This is a genomic window from Halomonas sp. KM072, from assembly GCF_050710315.1.
GTDB classification, from domain to species: domain Bacteria; phylum Pseudomonadota; class Gammaproteobacteria; order Pseudomonadales; family Halomonadaceae; genus Vreelandella; species Vreelandella hamiltonii.
On record NZ_CP136132.1, the window covers coordinates 1,390,615 to 1,408,109 of the forward strand.

A 17,495-nucleotide genomic window follows, 5' to 3' on the forward strand; every position below is an offset into this window, starting at 1 on the left:
TATGCACGCTATCTCCTCCCGCCTTTCCCCGATTACCCGGCGGCGCTGGGCGGCGTTCAAGGCCAACCGGCGGGCACGCGTCTCGCTGTGGCTGTTTGGCGTACTGTTCATCATCAGCCTGTTCGCGGAGCTGATCGCCAACGACAAACCCATCGTGATGCAGTTCGACGGCCAGTGGTACGTTCCCTTGTTGGTCGACTATCCGGAAACCGAGTTCGGCGGCTTTTTGCCCACCCGTACCGACTACCTCGATCCGTTCATCCAACAGCAGATCAGCGACCATGGCTGGGCGCTCTGGCCCATCATCCCGTTTTCGTATCAAACCCTCGACATGCAGATGAGCCGCCCCTCTCCGGCCCCACCCGATGGGCGCCACTGGCTGGGTACCGATGATCAAGGGCGCGATGTCATGGCCCGAGTGATTTACGGCTTTCGCCTCTCGGTGGCCTTCGCGCTGGTGTTGACCGCAGGCTCGCTGGTCATCGGGGTCATTGCCGGTGGCCTGCAGGGCTATTTCGGCGGCAAGGTGGATCTCATCGGCCAGCGTTTCACGGAAATATGGTCCGGGCTGCCGGTGCTGTTCCTGCTGATCATTCTGGCCAGCTTCGTGCAGCCGAGTTTCTGGTGGCTACTGGGCATCATGCTGCTGTTTTCCTGGCTGGGTCTGGTGGATATCGTGCGCGCCGAATTCCTGCGCGCCCGTAACCTGGAGTACGTGCGGGCTGCCAAGGCCATGGGGCTTCCTTCCCGACTCATCATGTGGCGCCATGTCCTGCCCAATGCCATGGTGGCGACGCTTACGTTCATTCCGTTCATCTTTACCGGCGCCATCGGCACCTTGACGGCACTCGACTTTCTGGGCTTCGGCTTGCCCCCAGGCGCCCCTTCGCTGGGTGAACTGGCGGCACAAGGCAAGAACAACCTGCATGCGCCCTGGCTCGGCATCACAGCCTTCATGACGCTGGCTATCATGCTGTCACTGCTGGTATTCATCGGCGAAGGTCTGCGGGATGCTTTCGACCCTCGCCACGTCAAGCAAGGCGCCAATGCTGCCGGGGAAGCCGCCCATGTCTGAACTTAGCTCTGCCCCTTTGCTGCACCTGAACGACTTCAGCGTGGCGTTCGATGGCCAGGTGGTGGTCGACAAACTGTCGCTGTCGCTGAATGCGGGGGAAACCCTGGCCATCGTCGGAGAGTCCGGCTCGGGCAAGTCGGTCTCCGCGCTGGGCGCCATTGGCTTGCTGCCCAGCAATGCCCAGGTCGTTGGCCAGCGCCTGCTGGAAGGCCGTGACGTGAGCCAGCTGCATGAGCGCGACTGGAACACGCTGCGGGGCAACCGCGTCGGGTTCATTTTTCAGGAGCCGATGACATCGCTCAACCCGCTGCATCGCATTGGCAAGCAGATAGGGGAAACCGTGCGCCTGCATCAGGGGTTGAGCGGACAAGCCGCCAGGCAGCGGGCGCGTACGCTGCTGGAGCAGGTCAAACTGCCCCGCCCCGACGAGCTGCTGGACGCCTGGCCTCACCAGCTCTCGGGAGGCCAGCGCCAGCGCGTCATGATCGCCATGGCCATCGCCAACAACCCCGCACTGTTGATTGCCGACGAACCCACCACGGCGCTGGACGTCACGGTACAGCAGGAAATTCTGGCATTGCTCAAGGAGCTACGCGATCACCACGGCATGGGGCTGCTGCTGATCAGCCACGACCTCAACCTGGTTCGGCGCCATGCCGATCGTGTCTGCGTGATGTATCGCGGCAAGGTAGAAGAAACCGGGCCTGTCGCACAGGTCTTCGCCAACCCGCAAAGCGACTACACCCGAGCACTCATCGCCGCCGAGCCGGAGGGCCGACCTGCAGCGCCGCTCAGCAGTGCTGCCCTGCTGAGCGCCCGCCAGCTGCGCGTCAGCTTCAAACGACCCAAGACGCGGCTGTTCCAGCGCCAGCCCCCAGCTTTCGAAGCGCTGAAAACCACCGATCTGCACATAGCGCCCGGTGAAACCCTGGGCATCGTGGGCGAGTCCGGGTCGGGCAAGACCACGCTGGCCTCGGCCATCATGCGGCTGGTGCCCAGCGAGGGAGATGTCAGCCTGGGCGATGCACGGCTGAGCGAGCTGACGGGAGATGCTCTGCGTCGCCAGCGCCATCGGCTGCAGATGGTGTTTCAGGACCCCTACGGCGCGCTTTCTCCGCGCATGCCCGTGTTCGACATCGTCAGCGAAGGGTTGCGCTTTCACTTTCCGCGCCTGAGCGACAGCGAGGTCCGCGAGCGCGTCCGCCAGACCCTTAAGGAAGTCGGCCTGCCCGAAAGCTGTGCCGACCGTTACCCCCACGAGTTTTCAGGCGGCCAACGACAGCGTATTGCCGTGGCCCGGGCCATCATACTGGAGCCCGAGCTGCTGGTCCTCGATGAACCCACCTCTGCCCTGGACCGCACCGTGCAAAAGCAGCTGGTCACGCTACTGCGAGAACTGCAGGCCAGACGGCAGCTCAGCTATCTGTTCATCAGCCACGACCTGGCCGTCGTCCGCGCCATGGCACACCGCATCATGGTGTTGAAAGATGGTGAGGTGGTCGAACAGGGGGATTGTCTTGACGTGCTGGCCAACCCTCGCCACCCGTATACCCAAGCGCTTTTGAGTGCGGCCCACCTTTCTTGAGCTGGCTGAGAATCTGATCACGAAGGACATTTCTGGCAAAAAACATTTCTGGCGGAGAGGCTCGACCCGAGTCTCTCCGCCAGCGCCTGAAAACATCCCAAGGTGTGTTCATATTTTCAGGCAAGGCAAGATAACGGTATAAATATAGCCCGTTTAGAAGCTGTCGATCTCTTCCTGGGTCAGCGCCCGCCACTCGCCCGGAGCCAAATCATCGGGCAGCGCGAGGCTACCGATCGAGTGCCGATGAAGCGCCTCGACGTGGTTGCCCAAGGCAGCAAACATCCGCTTTACCTGATGGTAGCGGCCTTCGGTAATGGTCAGCTCTGCCTGCTGCGGGGTAATGAAACGCAGCGTGGCCGGCTGGGTGGGGGTCTCTTCACCTTCGAGCAGCAGGCCTTCAGCCACGCGCTCGACCGCCTGCTGAGCCGCCTCACCTTCCATGGGCTCGGCCAGTTCGGCGAGATACACCTTGGCACAGCGGTGGCGCGGCGATGTCACTCGGTGGGACCACTGCCCGTCATCGGTCAATAGCAGCAGTCCGGTGGTGTCCACATCCAGGCGCCCTACGGGCTGAAGGCGCTCTACCTTGGGCTCATCGATGATATCGATGACCCGCGGATACACCCCCCGGCGTGCAGTGCACTCCACGTCCTTGGGCTTGTGCAGCATGATATAGCGCAGCCCCACCAGCTCGAGGCGCTCGCCGTTCAGACACACCTCGTCCTGGGCCGTGTCGATATGGGTAGCGGCTTGCTTGATGGGCTCGCCATTCAGCGTCACTTCGCCATTTTTCAAGGCGCGCTTGGCGAGGCTGCGGGTCAGTGCAGAGGTTTCACTCAAAAAACGATCAAGGCGCATTATTGGCCCACTCCTGGCAGTAGCGAAAAGCGATCGGCATCTTGCCAGGCAGGAAATTTGTCACGAAAGGCATCCAGTTCCGTCTTGTCGAGCGTTCCGGTATCGATGAACGCGGTATGGACAGGATGGTCGATGAGCGGTTCACCCTTGAAATCGACCAGCATGGAATCGCCGCTATAGGCCAGCCCCTTGGCGTCTTCGCCCACACGATTGACGCCTATCACGTAGGCGAGGTTTTCCACCGCGCGTGCTTGCAGCAGCGTGCGCCACGGATGGCGACGAGGGGCGGGCCAGTTAGCCACGCACAGCACGGCATCATACTCGAAATGCTCGCCTTCTGCTGGCTGCTGGCGCATCCACACCGGAAACCGCAGGTCGTAGCAAACGCTGAGCTGCAGCTTGAATCCCTTGAGTTCGACGATCTGCCGCGCCGACCCCATACCGTATCGCTCATGCTCTCCCGCCATACGGAACAGGTGGCGCTTATCGTAGTAGCGCAGTTCGCCGTCGGGCGTTGCCCATACCATGCGGTTGTAGTACTGGCCATCATCCACGACGGCCACGCTGCCAGTCATCACGCAACCTCGAGCCTGCGCTTGCGCTTGCAGCCAGGCCACGCTCTGGCTCTCGGCCATGGGCTGGGCCATCTCGCGAGAGTTCATGGTAAAGCCGGTGGCGAACATTTCGGGCAGCACGATCAAGTCCGTGTCCCGGCTATCCAGGTCGCCCAGCAGTTTGGCCAAATGCGTGTGGTTGGCGAGGGGGTCTTCCCAGCGTAAATCGCACTGCACCAGGCTGGTTTTCAGTTGGCTCATGCCATGCCTCCTTTGCATCAATGTCTTGGCCGATTGTGTGCTAGATTAGCATTTTTAGTTAATGAGGCTGCTATGCTTCCCTCTGCACCCAGAGATCCTGAAGCGGTCAAGGGCGTCATGTTCGGTTTGACCGCCTATACCATGTGGGGTTGTTTTCCGCTGTTCTTTGCGTTGTTCGATGGAATAACGGCCTTTGAAATTCTGATCCACCGCATTTTGTGGTCATGCCTGTTCCTGGTCGGGCTGATCAGCGTCCTGCGCCGCTGGCCTCCGGTGGTGGCCGCGCTGGTCGAGCCCAGGCGCCTGGGCAGGGTGCTCGCCTGCGCGCTGCTGATTGCCTTCAACTGGGGCATCTACATCTATGCCGTGGAGAGCAAGCAGGTGCTGCAAGCCAGTCTGGGCTACTTTCTCACCCCGCTGGTCAACGTTGCGTTGGGCATGCTGGTGCTCAGAGAAGTGATGGCCCGACTACAGCTGGTGGCGCTTGGTCTCGCCAGCCTGGCGATTGCCGTGCAATTCATCATGCTGGGGGAGTTGCCGTGGATCAGCCTGCTGCTGGCGCTGAGTTTCGGCAGCTATGGGCTCTTTCGCAAGCAGGTGCCATTGGATGGGCTGTCTGGCCTGTTCGTGGAAACACTGCTGCTCTTCCCGCTGGCCCTGTTGGCGCTGAGCTGGATGAGCTGGCAAGGCACGTCACACTTCCTGCACGACGCGCCCATGTCGGCGTTACTGGTAGTCAGCGGTATCCTCACGGCCCTGCCGCTGATGGCGTTTGCCGGGGCCGCACGCCGCTTGCGGCTGGCCACCTTGGGGTTCTTGATGTACATCAACCCCAGCATTCAGTTTTTGATTGCACTGACCGTGTTTGGAGAGCCGCTGGGCCTGATTCAGCTCGTCACGTTTCTGATGATCTGGACAGGCCTGGCGCTCTATTCATGGTCGTCCTGGCAATCACGTCCGCGCCAGGCGGCCGCTTGAGGGCAGCGTGGCAGGTGCCTGATCAACGGCTTGAAGCTGTGCGGCTTGCTCAGGCTGATAGCCCACACGGAAGCCACCCCAGTGCTTGCCGTGCACATGAATGGGAACCGACAGGTCGTGCATGATCTCGCCCGTGTCGCGCTTGTAGGTTTGCAGCAGCAGCGGCTGCTCATGGGCACCACAGCGACGACCGGTAGGGTCATCGAAAATGCGCTTGCTGCGGCAATATTTCAGGTCGTGTTGCGGGTCGCCAGTGGGTTCACGGCTCACCGCCGCGTTATGGGTGGGCACATAGCCATTGCGGTCACAGGCAATGGCGTAGCTCAGGCCGTGACTTGCCAACAGCGGCTCCTGCAGGGCGGGCAGTTGCTGGTCGGTGAAGGCATCGAAGCCGGTATGATAAAGCGGCGGCTGGGTCCCGGGGATCACCGCATAATCCGGATGGAACAGCGCGGCCTCCGATAGCTCGCCTCGACTCAAGGCCTTTTCAAACAGCTTGCCAATCTGGTCGGCGGTTTGTCGAACCACCTTGAATACCTGCTGATGGCGCCCTTCAAGATGCTGCTGGGCCAGCTCTGCATCCACGCTTTCGGCAGCCTCCATCAAGGCGTGAGCTTGCTGGGCAAGGGCGTGCATGTGGCGGTTCCCTTCATCTACATCGTGCTCCAGCTGGTCGAGACTGTCCGCCACGGTCTGGCTGTGGGCCCGCGTACTGTCCATGGCACCCGCCACGCTGGTGATTTCCTGCTGCACCTGGTCGAACTCCTGGGTAATGGTGGCCAGGCTGCTCCCTACCTGCTGCATCTCCTCAGCCCGGTCTCGCACCCGGGTCATCAGCCCGCCCATGGTACTCACGACACTCTGGCCGCTTTGGTGCATATCCTTGACCAGCCCATCGATACTCTGGGTGGCCGTGGACGTTTTCAACGCCAGGTCGCGCACCTCTCCCGCCACCACCGCAAAGCCTCGGCCATGCTCGCCGGCCCTGGCAGCTTCGATGGATGCGTTCAGCGACAACAAGTGGGTCTGTTCGGCCACCCCCTCGATCATGGAAGTCACGCTGCGCACCCGTTCGATCTTGTCGTTCAGTTCGGTGAGCATATCCAACGCCTGGCCGGAGCGTTCGGCCACATCAGTCATGTCCTGAATGATATCGGCCAGGGCATCATGGTTGTCATGACTCGCCCGGTGGGCACTTTCGGCCAGGGTCGCTACCTGTGTCGCGCTAGCGCTGACTTGCATGATGGCAGCGTTGATGGCGCTCATGCTGGAAGAGGCCTCACTGGCCATGTTTTCTTGTTTGGCAAGACGTTGGGCCATCAGGTCGGCGTAATGGGACACCTCCGCCGAGGCAATGGCGGTACTGCTGGCGCGATGCATCAGGCGATACGCCATGCCGCGTAGCGCACCATAGTCCTGAATCGGCCTGATACTGCGGGGCACCGATACCAAACGCTGATGATCGGCACGGTACACGTCGTACAGGGCGGCGGCCACCAGCGCGCCCCCCGCGAAAAGGGCGCTGGCGAGCCCAGCATACGCCCAGAAGCCTCCTCGCCAGGTCATCCCGACGGCAGCACTGATCAATAGCAGCGGTAACAGCCAGCGAAGCAGTCGCATAGTGAGTACTCTTTTATTGTTGAGATCGTCGAGCCATGGCGCAATACAGGCCGCGTTTACCACTCAGTCAGCTTACCAGTTACGCATTTGAAATAAGTAGCACTTTGGTGGGATAGCAAAAGGTAATATTTGGCCTTGAGGCAAGTGGGCATGACATTTTTATAACTAAACAGGCTAAACTATGTTCCGTTTTGCAGGTCCCGTTTTCCCTGATATGGCCAACGCTGCGAGAAACTATGTTGAAGCGCTATTTGCCCATTCTTGCCTGGCTACCCCACTATCATCGGCGCCTGCTGGGGGCCGACCTCATGGCGGGCCTGATCGTGACGGTCATGGTCATTCCCCAGTCGCTGGCATACGCCCTGCTGGCCGGGCTACCTGCCGTGGTAGGGCTTTACGCCAGTCTTCTTCCCCAACTGCTCTACACCCTGCTGGGCACCAGTCGAACCCTGGCGGTGGGGCCCGTGGCCATCATTGCGCTGATGACGGGAGCGGCACTTTCGTCGGTGGCCGCCCCCGGTAGCGCCGAATACCTGCAAGCCGCTCTGGTGCTGTCGCTGCTCTCGGGCATGATCCTGCTGATCATGGGCAGCCTGAAAATGGGTTTTTTCAGCAACTTCCTGAGCCACCCGGTCATCTCTGGCTTCCTGACGGCTTCCGGCATTCTGATTGCGGTCAGCCAGCTGGGCGGCCTGCTGGGAATTGCCAGCAGCGGCTTTACGCTCGTCGAACGGCTCATGACGCTGCTGCCCAACCTGCCTGACATCAATCCCTACACAGCGACCATTGGCGTGGGGACGCTGCTGTTTCTGGTGGCCCTGCGCCGCTACGGCAAACGCTCGTTGATCTGGCTAGGCGTGCCTGTATCCTTGGCTGACCTGCTGACCAAGGCAGGCCCGGTATTTGCCGTGCTGATCACGACGCTGGTCACCTGGCACTGGCAGCTGGCCTATCAGGGTGTGGCGGTGGTGGGTACGATTCCCAGCGGCTTGCCCGCGTTCAGCCTGCCCTGGGGGGATGCCTCGCTCTGGCGGGCACTGTTGATTCCTGCTCTATTGATCAGTCTGGTGGGGTTTGTGGAGTCGGTCTCCATGGGCCAGATGCTGGCCGCCAAACGCCGCCAGCGTATCTCACCCAATCAGGAGTTGATCGGCCTGGGCGCCGCCAATCTGGCGGCAGGCTTTACCAGTGGCATGCCGGTCACCGGCGGGCTCTCGCGCACCGTGATCAACTACGATGCCGGGGCACAGACCCCGGCCGCAGGGGCCTTTGCCGCCTTGGGCATTGGGTTGGTGACGCTGGCGTTTACCGGCTGGCTCTACTACCTGCCCATCGCCACCCTGGCGGCCACCATCACGGTCTCCATCCTGACGCTGGTGGACATTCCCATGCTGCGCCAGACCTGGCGCTACTCCCGCAGTGACTTTGCCGCCATGGCGGTCACGATTCTGCTGACTCTGGTCGAAGGCATCGAGGCCGGTATCATTGGGGGCGTCACACTCTCCATCGCACTTTTTCTCTATCGCACCAGCCGCCCCCACAGCGCGTTGGTTGGTCGGGTGCCCGACACCGAACATTTTCGCAATACCGAGCGCCATGATGTCGAAACCGCCCCGCATGCAGCGCTGCTGCGCATCGATGAGAGCCTCTACTTCGCCAACGCCCGCTACCTCGAAGATACCGTCTACAATCTGGTGGCCAGCCGACCCGAGCTGGAACATGTGGTACTGATCTGTTCGGCCGTCAATTTGATCGACGCCTCGGCCTTGGAAAGCCTGGATGCCATCAACGCACGGCTGAAGGATTCCGAAGTGAAGCTGCACCTTGCCGAGGTCAAGGGGCCGGTCATGGATCAATTGAAGAAGAGCGACTTCCTCGAAGAACTGTCTGGCCGCGTGTTTTTGAGCACCTATGCTGCCTGGCGTGAATTCTCCCCATAGCCTAGCCATTCAAGCCATTCAAGCCATTCAAGCCATTCAAGCCATTCAAGCCATTCAAGCCATTCAAGCCATTCAAGCCATTCAAGCCATTCAAGCCATTCAAGCCATTGAAAATAAATCGAAAAGCCGAGCCAATGCTCGGCTTTTTGCATTTATTAACCCGGCAATAAAATAGCTATGATGCGGCGTATCGAATTGACGGGGCTTTGAAGTATTTCGCGACTCGCCTCGGGAGCTTCTGAAGCTTCCGAAGGTGAGACATCGCCTTCCTCTTCAGCTGGTCTCTGCTGCGCGCCGGAGTACCGCTATGCACGCCGGCTTTGAGGTCGCAGTTCAGATACTCATCGGGGTTCAATTCCGGCGAGTAGGGTGGAAGGTAGAACACTTCAATCTCATCCCGATGCTCCGCCAGCCAGGCCTTGACGATCTTGGCGTGATGGACCTTGAGGTTGTCCAGGATCAGGAAGACCTTCCGCTTGGCATCACGAATCAAGCGCTTCATGAAGTCGATCAGAATTTGCGCATTCATGGTGCCGTCGAAAAACCGGAACCGTACCTTGCCCTGGTTAGTGACGGCGGAAATGAGATTGATCGTCGCTCTTCTCGCATTGAGCCGGAGGACGGGGGTGACGCCTTGAGGTGAGTAGCCACGCACATGCTGGCTATCGCTACGCAACCCGGTCTCATCGCCCCAGTAAATCTCGGCATCTTCGGCCTTGGCTCGGGCATGAATGGTTGGGTAGTCCTCCTCCAGCCAGCGCTTTACTTCGGCTGGACGCTGCTCATAGGCCTGCTTCTTGGGCTTCTGAACAGTGAACCCCCAGCGTTTCAGATATTCGCCAATGGTGCGAATTGGCACCCACTTCCCGGTTTCCAGCTTGATCAACTCCTGTACGGCCTTGCGTGTCCACAGGGCATACTGAAGCTTCAACTGGTCAGGTGTCTTGTCGACCAACATGGCCTGGAGTCGACTTTCTTCATCAGGGGTGAGCTGGCGGCCAGAGCCCTCTCTTCGCCCACGAACCTGGGCGAGCAAGGCCTTTAGACCGCCTTCACGGTATTTCGTAAGCCACCGGCCGACGGTGAGAGGGTGAACGCCAACCTCCTTGGCGATCTCTTTGTTCTTCATCCCACGCTTGGAAAGGCGAACCGCAAGTTTTCGCTTTTCTTCCTGAGCGGCGGGATGGAGTGTGCGAGCATCTTCTCTGTTCATGCCGGTATTATAGCATAGCTATTTGGATGCCGGGTTAATAGCAATCGGCATTTTTGGGTACTTCATCAAACGGCGTTGACAGCCTCCACCGGCTTACCTACTATCACCTGACCACTTAGCAGAATCAAATACCGCATAGCAAAACACAATGTAGCAAAGCGTAACAACCTGATAGCGACCATCACAACCACAATAAAGGAGCATGAAAATGCATCCATTTGCTCACCGCCTACTCATCACCGCCCTGCCGCTTTCTCTACTGGGTGCGGCCGTCAGCCACGCCAGCGAAGTAGAACTGCCGCGCACCATGGCGTGGACGGCCTACGGCACCAACTCCAGCGGCTACGCCCAGGCCGTTGCCATCGGCAACATGCTGCAGAACCATTACGGCTCTTCGGTGCGCATCCTGCCCGGCGACAACGACGTTTCCCGCATGACGCCCCTGAAACAAGGGCGTGTCGACCTGTGCGCCTGCGGTATCGCCAGCTACTACGGCGCCGAAGGGGTCATGATGTTCGCTGATCGCGACTGGGGCCCACAGCCGCTGCGCGTGATCACCACGTCCACGGCGTCATTCGGCCTGTCATTGGCCGTGGCAGGCGACCTGGGCGTTGAAACCCCCGCGGACCTGGCTGGCAAGCGCATTGCCTACATTCGTGGTGACGATGCGCTGAACAAAGGCACCGAGGCATATCTGGCCTTTGGCGGGCTCACCTGGGACGACGTGGAGCGCGTCGACTACCCCGGCTACGCACGCTCTTTCGACGGCATTATTGCCGGTGATGTGGACGCCTCTTTTACTACCACCGTTACACCGCCCGCTCAGCAGCTCGCGAGCAGCCCACGGGGGGTTAGCTGGCCGGTGCTTGACCCTAACGATGAAGCTGGCTGGGAGCGCATGGCGGCGGTGGCACCCTATTTCCGCCCCCATGAAGTCACCGCCGGTGCAGGCGGTATTAGCGCCGACAACCCGGTACCCAGCGCCAGCTACCCGTACCCGATCATCGTCGCCAACCAGGATCTTGATGACAGTGTCGCTTACGGTTTAATCAAAGCGATGCAGGAAAACTACGACGACTACAAAGATAACGCGCCAGGTGCAGTGGGCTACGCGCTGGAGTACCAGGATCTGCAGTGGGTAATCCCTTTCCACGACGCAGTGGTGGAGTACTACAAAGAGATCGACGTGTGGACCGATGAGATGCAGGCACACCAAGACCAACTCGTTGAGCGTCAAGATGTGTTGATGCAAGCCTGGGAGCAATTTATGCAAGACGCCCCCAGCGATGCCGAGACGTTTACCACCGATTGGATGGCCGCCCGCGCCACGGCGCTTAGCAGTGCTGGATTCGAGCCGATCTTCGAGTAACTCGCCATGGGGCGGTGTCCGCCGCCCCTGCTGATTGATGGAACGCCCTATGACCACCGATACCGCACCTGCCAGCACGCCGCAGGTTAAAGAAAAAATCAGCCAAATCCGCGAGCTGCCTTTGGCGCTTCGTTGGGTGCCTGCCACCGTCACCGTACTACTCATGATGATGACGCTGGACTACCTGTTTAACTGGGGCTTGCTCACGTTCGTGACCGGGCTGGAAACTCAGTTTTACTATGCCGTGGTGGCACTGCTTCTGCCGCTCGTGTTTCTGCTATGGCCCATGCGCAGCAGCCAACAGGAGCAATCCATTCCCTGGTATGACTACCTGCTTAGCGCTGTCACGCTGATCGTGGGTGGCTACTTTGTGTATAACGCTGTTCCCATTCTGGAGCGCGGCTGGGCGTTTGCAGCTCCAGATATCGCCATTTATTTCAGCTATGCCTACTGGGTATTAATTATCGAAGCCGCCCGCCGAGCCGGCGGTTTGCCGATTGCCATCATTGCCGGTGTGTTCTCTCTCTACCCCTTAGTAGCCGATATCGTTCCTGGCCCCATCCAGGCATTCCCTTCTAGCCTGCCTGAAACGGCGATGTACCACACCATGAGCACCGAAAGCATCATGGGGGTTCCGCTACAGGCTTTTGCGGGCCTGGTGATTGGTTTTCTGGTGTTTGGCGTGGTGCTGCAAAAAAGCGGCGGCGGCAAATTCTTCATTAATTTAGCCTTTGCGCTTTTAGGCCATGTACGCGGCGGCCCGGCTAAGGTGTCAATTTTCTCAAGCGGCCTGATGGGTTCCATGAGCGGCAGCGTGATCAGTAACGTGCTGACCACAGGGGTGCTCTCGATTCCGGCCATGCGCCGAATTGGCATGAGCCGCTCGTTTGCGGGCGGTGTGGAAGCCTGCGCCTCAACTGGTGGCGTATTGATGCCCCCGGTGATGGGTGCCACCGCCTTCGTGATGGCCATGTTCCTGGATATTCCCTACTCAGCGGTGGCGCTGGCAGCGGTCATCCCCTCGATTCTCTATTTCCTTGGCCTGTTCATTCAAATTGATGCCTACGCGGCCCGCAATGATATTAAGGGCTTACCCGCGATTGAGCTGCCTTCAATTAAGCAAACGCTCAAAGAGGGCTGGTACTTTATCTTCGTCTTCGGCCTGCTGGTGTGGATGCTGCTGATCATGCAGCGCGAAGCGGTTGCCCCGTTCTATGCGACCGCCCTGCTGTTAGTGCTCAACCAGCTCTCTAAGCAGAACCGCTGGGGTTGGAAGGATGTCACCGAGACGCTCTCGTCAGCGGCCAAGCTGTTTGCTGAGCTTATCGCCATTCTGGCGGGCGTGGGTATGTTGGTAGGCGCGCTCTCCATGACCGGCCTGTCGGGCACCATTGCCAACGACTTTATCAATATCGCCGGCGGCAGCGTACCATTGCTGCTAATTATGGGCGCGGTTACAAGCTTTGTGTTGGGCATTGGCATGACCGTCACAGCAGCCTATATCTTCCTGGCGGTGGCACTCGCTCCTGCGCTGATTCAAGGCGGCGGTCTAGACCCCATGGCGGTGCACATGTTCATCCTCTACTGGGGCATGCTCAGCTTTATCACGCCACCCGTGGCACTGGGCGCCTTTGCCGCTGCCACCGTGGCCGGTGCCCGCCCGATGGAAACCGGCCTGCAGGCCATGCGCCTAGGCAGCGTGATTTACTTTATCCCCTTCCTGTTCGTGCTGAACCCCGCGCTGATCATGCAGGGCGAACCATTGATGATCATTGCCGTGTTTATCCAGGCAGTCATCGGCATCATTCTGTTTGCCTCTGCCATGCAAGGGTATCTGATGGGTGTTGGGCGATTGGGCTACGGCGCGCTGCAGGAAATCGTCATTCGCGCGCTAGTGCTCATCGCGGGCCTGCTGTTGGCGTTGCCCGGTGGCGGCATGGTGCCTTTCAGCCAGTGGGAATTAATTGGCTTGGCCGCAGCGGCGCTGCTACCAGGCGTTGCGCTTGCGCGGCTTAGCCAGCGCCATCACCAGCGTTCGCTCACTGCCAACGCTTAATACCACCTTCGAGGATATTTATGAGCACAAAAACAAACCTCACCCTCGTACTCGGTAGTTTAACGGCAGGCCTGCTGGCGGCTGGAAGCGCCAGCGCCATGCCTAGCACACTGAATTGGACCGCGTATGGCACCGGCACCAGTGGCCATGCGCAGATTATGGCCATCAGCCAGCTGCTACAAGAGGAGCACGGCACTCAGTCCCGCGTTATTCCGGGTGAAAACGACACCATGCGCATGACGCCGCTGAAAACTGGCCGCGTGGATCTGTGCGCCTGCGGCATTGCCAGCTACTACGGCTCTGAAGGCGTGATGATGTTCGCCGGGCCGGACTGGGGCCCGCAGCCTATTCGGGTGATTTCCACCTCCATGGCGAGTTTTGGCATAGGCATGGCGGTGGCAGGCGACGTAGAAATGGGTTCCATCGCTGATCTGGAAGGTAAACGGCTAGCCTACCTGCGCGGCGACGACGCGCTGAACAAAGCTGCTGAAGCCTACCTAGCATTCGCAGGTTTGACCTGGGATGACGTTGAACGCGTCGACTTCCCCGGCTACAACGCCGCCTTCGACGGCATTATCAGCGGCCGTGCCGATGCCGCAATTACCACCACCGTGACACCGGCGGCGCAGCGGTTAGCGGCTAGCCCTCGTGGCTTACAGTGGCCAGAACTGCCCACTGACGATGAAGCAAGCTGGGCACAGATGCTGGAACTGGCGCCCTACTTCCAGCCCCACGATGTGACATCAGGCGCGGGTATTAACGCTGAACAGCCGCTGGCCAGCGCCAGCTACCCTTACCCCATTCTAGTGAGCAACGCCGATTTAGCCCCTGAAACGGTCACCGGCTTGATCACTACGCTAGTGGAGTCGTTTGACGACTATAAAGATAACGCCCCAGGGGCTAGCGGCTATGCCCTTGAGAATCAAAATATGACCTGGGTGGTGCCGTTCCACGATGCCGTGGTGGCGTACTACCAAGAAAGCGGCGTATGGACCGATGAAATGGACGCCCACCAAAACGCCTTGGTGGAGCGGCAACAGCTGCTAATGGACACCTGGGAAGCCTATCAAGCCGATGCCCCCGAAGACGAAGCGGCATTTATCGCCGGCTGGATGGAAACTCGGCGCGCCGCCTTACAAGAAGCTGGGTTCAACCCCGTTTTCTGATGTTGCTTCAATCACGACGGAAGTCATTACCAAGGCCGCCTCTGTGCGGCCTTTTGTTTAGCCAGCTATATTCCGCAATGCAGAACGTTGTTTTGCATTATTGACTCCAACGGCGTCTTTCGCCATGATCACTTAATTCCGAATAACAACTTTAAATTTCATATAGCGAAACACGGGAGCCACTATGAGTGTTCACTACCAGCGACATGGCGAGGTCGGGGTCATCAGTATCGCTAACCCGCCCGTCAATGCTTTGGGCCAAGCAGTGCGAAGCGGGTTGCTCAATGCACTGAAAGAAGGGATCGCTGACCAGCAGGCCCAAGCACTGGTGGTGATGGCAGAGGGGCGCACCTTTATCGCCGGGGCCGATATACGTGAATTTGGTAAGCCGCCCCAAGCGCCGCTGCTACCGGATGTGATTTCACAGCTAGAAGCCTGCCCCAAACCGCTTATCGCATCACTACACGGCACCGCGCTAGGCGGCGGTTTGGAAGTCGCGCTGGGCTGCCACTATCGCGTCGCCCTGAAAGGCACTCGCGTCGGGTTACCGGAAGTGAAGCTTGGCTTACTCCCAGGCGCAGGGGGTACACAGCGCCTCCCCCGTTTGGTAGGTGTGGAAAAATCCCTGGAAATCATCACCAGCGGGCGCTTTGTAGAGGCCACTGAAGCACTTGATATCGGCATTATTGATGACATCAGCGATGCCCAGACGCCGCTGGAGTCAGGGCTAGCAGCGGCGCAAACGATCATGTCCGGCCAGCAGCACACGCGCATCACTGGGCAATTACCTGCCCCAGAGGCCAACCCCCAGGCCATTGCCGCGATGCAGGAACAGCTGGAAGCCACCGCACCAGCGCTGTTTTCACCGTTTCGTATTGTGGAAGCCGTTGACGCCTGCACGAAAGCGGCTTCGCTGGAAGAGGGATTGCGCCGCGAGCGGGAGCTGTTTCTGACCTGTATGGACTCACCGCAGCGCGCAGGGCTGATTCATCTATTTTTTGCCGCCAGAAATCCCCACGTGGTACCTGGAGTAGAGAACGCTGTGCCGTTTGGACATGTCGCCCTGCTCGGTGAGCATCCGCTGTTCGAGAAGCTTCAGCATGCTGCCCAGCGCGCTAACGTGACACTTTCCAACACCCCTGACGAGAGCACAGAGCTGTGCCTGCTCGCCCCTGGCGCGGATGCTAGCGCCTGCCCTGCTCAAGCGATTACCGTAGCGCTAAAGCTACTTACCGGACATGCCTCAGCATCGCCCCTCAGCCTAGTGCTTGCCGAGCACGGCCCCTTCCATGAACTGGTCAATCACAGCGCCAGCGCTAACGCTCAGCAGCGGGTTGCACTAACGCTCAAAGCGCTGCGGGCCAACGTGGTGGTGAGCAAGTCGCCTAGCGTGCTGAGCACGCTTTATAACGCCGCAGAGCAAGCGCCCGCCAACGAGGCTCAGTCAGCCATGGAGCAGGCGAGCCTGACGCTAGCGCAGCAAGGTGCTTGCTACCGCGAGAGCGATATTGATCTGCTGGCCGTTGAAGCGCTGGGCTACCCCCGACACCTGGGCGGGCCGCATCGCCATGCCTCTCTGCCATCTACTCATTCATCGACACCTTCCGAGGATGCACACTCATGAACCTGACGTTTAGCCCTGAAGAGCAGGCATTCCGCGAGGAAGTCCGCCGATTTTTAGCCGATGCACTGCCCAGCGATATTTGTGAGCGGGTGCGTCTTGGCCGGCATCTACGTGCCGATGACCACCTACGCTGGCAGAATATTCTCAGCGATCAAGGGTGGCTTGCCGCCAACTGGCCTGTTGAGCACGGCGGCCCAGGCTGGGGTCCGGTGCAGCGGCATATCTTCGATGAAGAGTGTGCCGCCGCCCACGCCCCTACGGTGGTGCCCTTTGGCGTCAATATGGTCGCGCCAGTGATCATGAAATTCGGCAGTGTGGAACAGCAACAGCACTACCTGCCGCGGATTCTTAATAACCAGGACTGGTGGTGCCAAGGTTATTCTGAGCCGGGTGCTGGCTCGGATTTGGCGGGCTTATCCACCCGCGCCGTGCTCGATGGCGACCACTACATCGTCAATGGCCAGAAAACCTGGACCACCCTAGGCCAGCACGCCAACATGATGTTCTGTTTGGTGCGCACCGACCCCCACGCGAAAAAACAGGCGGGTATCAGCTTCTTGCTGATTGATATGCAGACCCCCGGCATTACCGTACGGCCGATTATCACCCTCGACGGCGCTCATGAAGTCAACGAAGTGTTTCTCGATAATGTCCGCGTGCCGGTAGAAAACCGCGTGGGTGAGGAGGGCCAAGGCTGGACCTGTGCCAAATTCTTGCTTACCCACGAGCGTACCGGCATTGCCGGGCTTGGTCACGCCAAGCAGGCGCTGCGCCATTTGAAATCCCTCGCCTCTCGTATGCAGCATCGCGGCAAGCCGCTTTTATCGCTACCCAGCTTTCGCCAACGAGTGGTCAAAGCCGAGCTTGAGCTGATGGCACTGGAAGTGACCAACTTGCGCGTGATTGCCGCAGCGCGGGATGGCGGCGTGCCGGGTGCGGAGAGCTCGCTGCTAAAAGTGCGTGGCTCTGAGCTGCGTCAAGAGATTAGCGAGCTCACCCGCCGCGCGCTTGGGCCTGCTGCCCTGCCGTTTTTCCCCGAATTTCTCCATGGTGATGAATCGCTGGATGATGAATACGCCCAAGGCGCTGCCGCCAGCGCCCAGTATTTTAATCGTCGCAAGCTGTCGATTTATGGCGGTGCCAACGAGATTCAAAAAAGCATCGTCGCTAAAACCATTTTAGGAATGTAAGGGGGT

Annotated in this window: 14 protein-coding genes; 10 read left to right on the forward strand and 4 right to left on the reverse strand. The window is 59.6% G+C overall.

Annotated features, from left to right (window positions below; translation table 11 throughout):
• The first annotated feature begins 1 nt into the window (after position 1).
• Positions 2–1,075 (forward strand): ABC transporter permease, encoded by a 1,074-nt coding sequence (locus tag RVM26_RS06560; RefSeq protein WP_287804271.1) that lies wholly within the window; start codon positions 2–4, stop codon positions 1,073–1,075.
• A complete protein-coding gene (locus RVM26_RS06565; protein ID WP_498941451.1) occupies positions 1,068–2,660 on the forward strand; it encodes an ABC transporter ATP-binding protein in 1,593 nt (530 codons plus the stop codon). The genes RVM26_RS06560 and RVM26_RS06565 overlap by 8 nt, the downstream gene beginning before the upstream one ends.
• A 153-nt stretch (positions 2,661–2,813) precedes the next feature.
• Here the strand turns inward: RVM26_RS06565 and RVM26_RS06570 are convergent, their stop codons facing one another.
• Both RVM26_RS06570 and RVM26_RS06575 read right to left on the reverse strand, forming a co-directional pair.
• On the reverse strand, positions 2,814–3,518 hold the full coding sequence (locus RVM26_RS06570; protein WP_287804275.1) for a pseudouridine synthase: 705 nt from the start codon (positions 3,516–3,518) through the stop codon (positions 2,814–2,816).
• Positions 3,518–4,333, reverse strand: a complete 816-nt coding sequence (locus RVM26_RS06575) for an amidohydrolase (RefSeq protein ID WP_287804277.1) — start codon at positions 4,331–4,333, stop codon at positions 3,518–3,520. The genes RVM26_RS06570 and RVM26_RS06575 overlap by 1 nt, the downstream gene beginning before the upstream one ends.
• A 72-nt stretch (positions 4,334–4,405) precedes the next feature.
• On the opposite strand from RVM26_RS06575, the gene rarD reads away from it, so the two are divergent.
• On the forward strand, positions 4,406–5,311 hold the full coding sequence (rarD, locus tag RVM26_RS06580; RefSeq protein WP_498941452.1) for an EamA family transporter: 906 nt from the start codon (positions 4,406–4,408) through the stop codon (positions 5,309–5,311).
• On the opposite strand, the gene RVM26_RS06585 is transcribed toward rarD, so the two are convergent.
• Positions 5,285–6,931, reverse strand: coding sequence for a methyl-accepting chemotaxis protein (locus tag RVM26_RS06585; protein ID WP_498941453.1), 1,647 nt, complete (start codon positions 6,929–6,931; stop codon positions 5,285–5,287). The genes rarD and RVM26_RS06585 overlap by 27 nt on opposite strands.
• Positions 6,932–7,167: 236 nt before the next feature.
• Between RVM26_RS06585 and RVM26_RS06590 the strand changes: the two genes are divergently transcribed.
• Positions 7,168–8,871 (forward strand): SulP family inorganic anion transporter, encoded by a 1,704-nt coding sequence (locus RVM26_RS06590; protein WP_498941454.1) that lies wholly within the window; start codon positions 7,168–7,170, stop codon positions 8,869–8,871.
• Positions 8,855–9,046, forward strand: coding sequence for a hypothetical protein (locus RVM26_RS06595; protein ID WP_498941455.1), 192 nt, complete (start codon positions 8,855–8,857; stop codon positions 9,044–9,046). The genes RVM26_RS06590 and RVM26_RS06595 overlap by 17 nt, the downstream gene beginning before the upstream one ends.
• Here the strand turns inward: RVM26_RS06595 and RVM26_RS06600 are convergent, their stop codons facing one another.
• Positions 9,047–10,084, reverse strand: coding sequence for an IS630 family transposase (locus RVM26_RS06600; protein ID WP_498940534.1), 1,038 nt, complete (start codon positions 10,082–10,084; stop codon positions 9,047–9,049).
• A 208-nt stretch (positions 10,085–10,292) separates the two neighbouring features.
• Between RVM26_RS06600 and RVM26_RS06605 the strand changes: the two genes are divergently transcribed.
• From RVM26_RS06605 to RVM26_RS06625, 5 genes are all read left to right on the forward strand, one after another.
• A complete protein-coding gene (locus tag RVM26_RS06605) occupies positions 10,293–11,453 on the forward strand; it encodes a TAXI family TRAP transporter solute-binding subunit (RefSeq protein ID WP_498941456.1) in 1,161 nt (386 codons plus the stop codon).
• Positions 11,454–11,502: 49 nt separating this feature from the next.
• A complete protein-coding gene (locus tag RVM26_RS06610; RefSeq protein ID WP_498941457.1) occupies positions 11,503–13,509 on the forward strand; it encodes a TRAP transporter permease in 2,007 nt (668 codons plus the stop codon).
• A gap of 20 nt (positions 13,510–13,529) precedes the next feature.
• Positions 13,530–14,675: a TAXI family TRAP transporter solute-binding subunit gene (locus RVM26_RS06615; protein WP_498941458.1), complete on the forward strand. Its 1,146-nt coding sequence runs from the start codon at positions 13,530–13,532 to the stop codon at positions 14,673–14,675.
• Between the two features lie 184 nt (positions 14,676–14,859).
• Positions 14,860–16,299, forward strand: a complete 1,440-nt coding sequence (locus RVM26_RS06620; RefSeq protein WP_498941459.1) for a Clp protease/crotonase-like domain-containing protein — start codon at positions 14,860–14,862, stop codon at positions 16,297–16,299.
• Positions 16,296–17,489 (forward strand): acyl-CoA dehydrogenase family protein, encoded by a 1,194-nt coding sequence (locus RVM26_RS06625; protein WP_498941460.1) that lies wholly within the window; start codon positions 16,296–16,298, stop codon positions 17,487–17,489. Before RVM26_RS06620 ends, RVM26_RS06625 begins: the two co-directional genes overlap by 4 nt.
• Positions 17,490–17,495: the final 6 nt, after the last annotated feature.

Bases quoted from the DNA above. Each gene is read 5' to 3' on its own strand.
- RVM26_RS06625 (WP_498941460.1), top strand. From the start codon at position 16,296: ATGAACCTGACGTTTAGCCCTGAAGAGCAGGCATTCCGCGAGGAAGTC.
- RVM26_RS06575 (WP_287804277.1), bottom strand. From the start codon at position 4,333: ATGAGCCAACTGAAAACCAGCCTGGTGCAGTGCGATTTACGCTGGGAA.
- RVM26_RS06620 (WP_498941459.1), top strand. From the start codon at position 14,860: ATGAGTGTTCACTACCAGCGACATGGCGAGGTCGGGGTCATCAGTATC.
- RVM26_RS06600 (WP_498940534.1), bottom strand. From the start codon at position 10,084: ATGAACAGAGAAGATGCTCGCACACTCCATCCCGCCGCTCAGGAAGAA.
- rarD (WP_498941452.1), top strand. From the start codon at position 4,406: ATGCTTCCCTCTGCACCCAGAGATCCTGAAGCGGTCAAGGGCGTCATG.
- RVM26_RS06560 (WP_287804271.1), top strand. From the start codon at position 2: ATGCACGCTATCTCCTCCCGCCTTTCCCCGATTACCCGGCGGCGCTGG.
- RVM26_RS06605 (WP_498941456.1), top strand. From the start codon at position 10,293: ATGCATCCATTTGCTCACCGCCTACTCATCACCGCCCTGCCGCTTTCT.
- RVM26_RS06615 (WP_498941458.1), top strand. From the start codon at position 13,530: ATGAGCACAAAAACAAACCTCACCCTCGTACTCGGTAGTTTAACGGCA.
- RVM26_RS06565 (WP_498941451.1), top strand. From the start codon at position 1,068: ATGTCTGAACTTAGCTCTGCCCCTTTGCTGCACCTGAACGACTTCAGC.
- RVM26_RS06610 (WP_498941457.1), top strand. From the start codon at position 11,503: ATGACCACCGATACCGCACCTGCCAGCACGCCGCAGGTTAAAGAAAAA.
- RVM26_RS06585 (WP_498941453.1), bottom strand. From the start codon at position 6,931: ATGCGACTGCTTCGCTGGCTGTTACCGCTGCTATTGATCAGTGCTGCC.
- RVM26_RS06590 (WP_498941454.1), top strand. From the start codon at position 7,168: ATGTTGAAGCGCTATTTGCCCATTCTTGCCTGGCTACCCCACTATCAT.
- RVM26_RS06570 (WP_287804275.1), bottom strand. From the start codon at position 3,518: ATGCGCCTTGATCGTTTTTTGAGTGAAACCTCTGCACTGACCCGCAGC.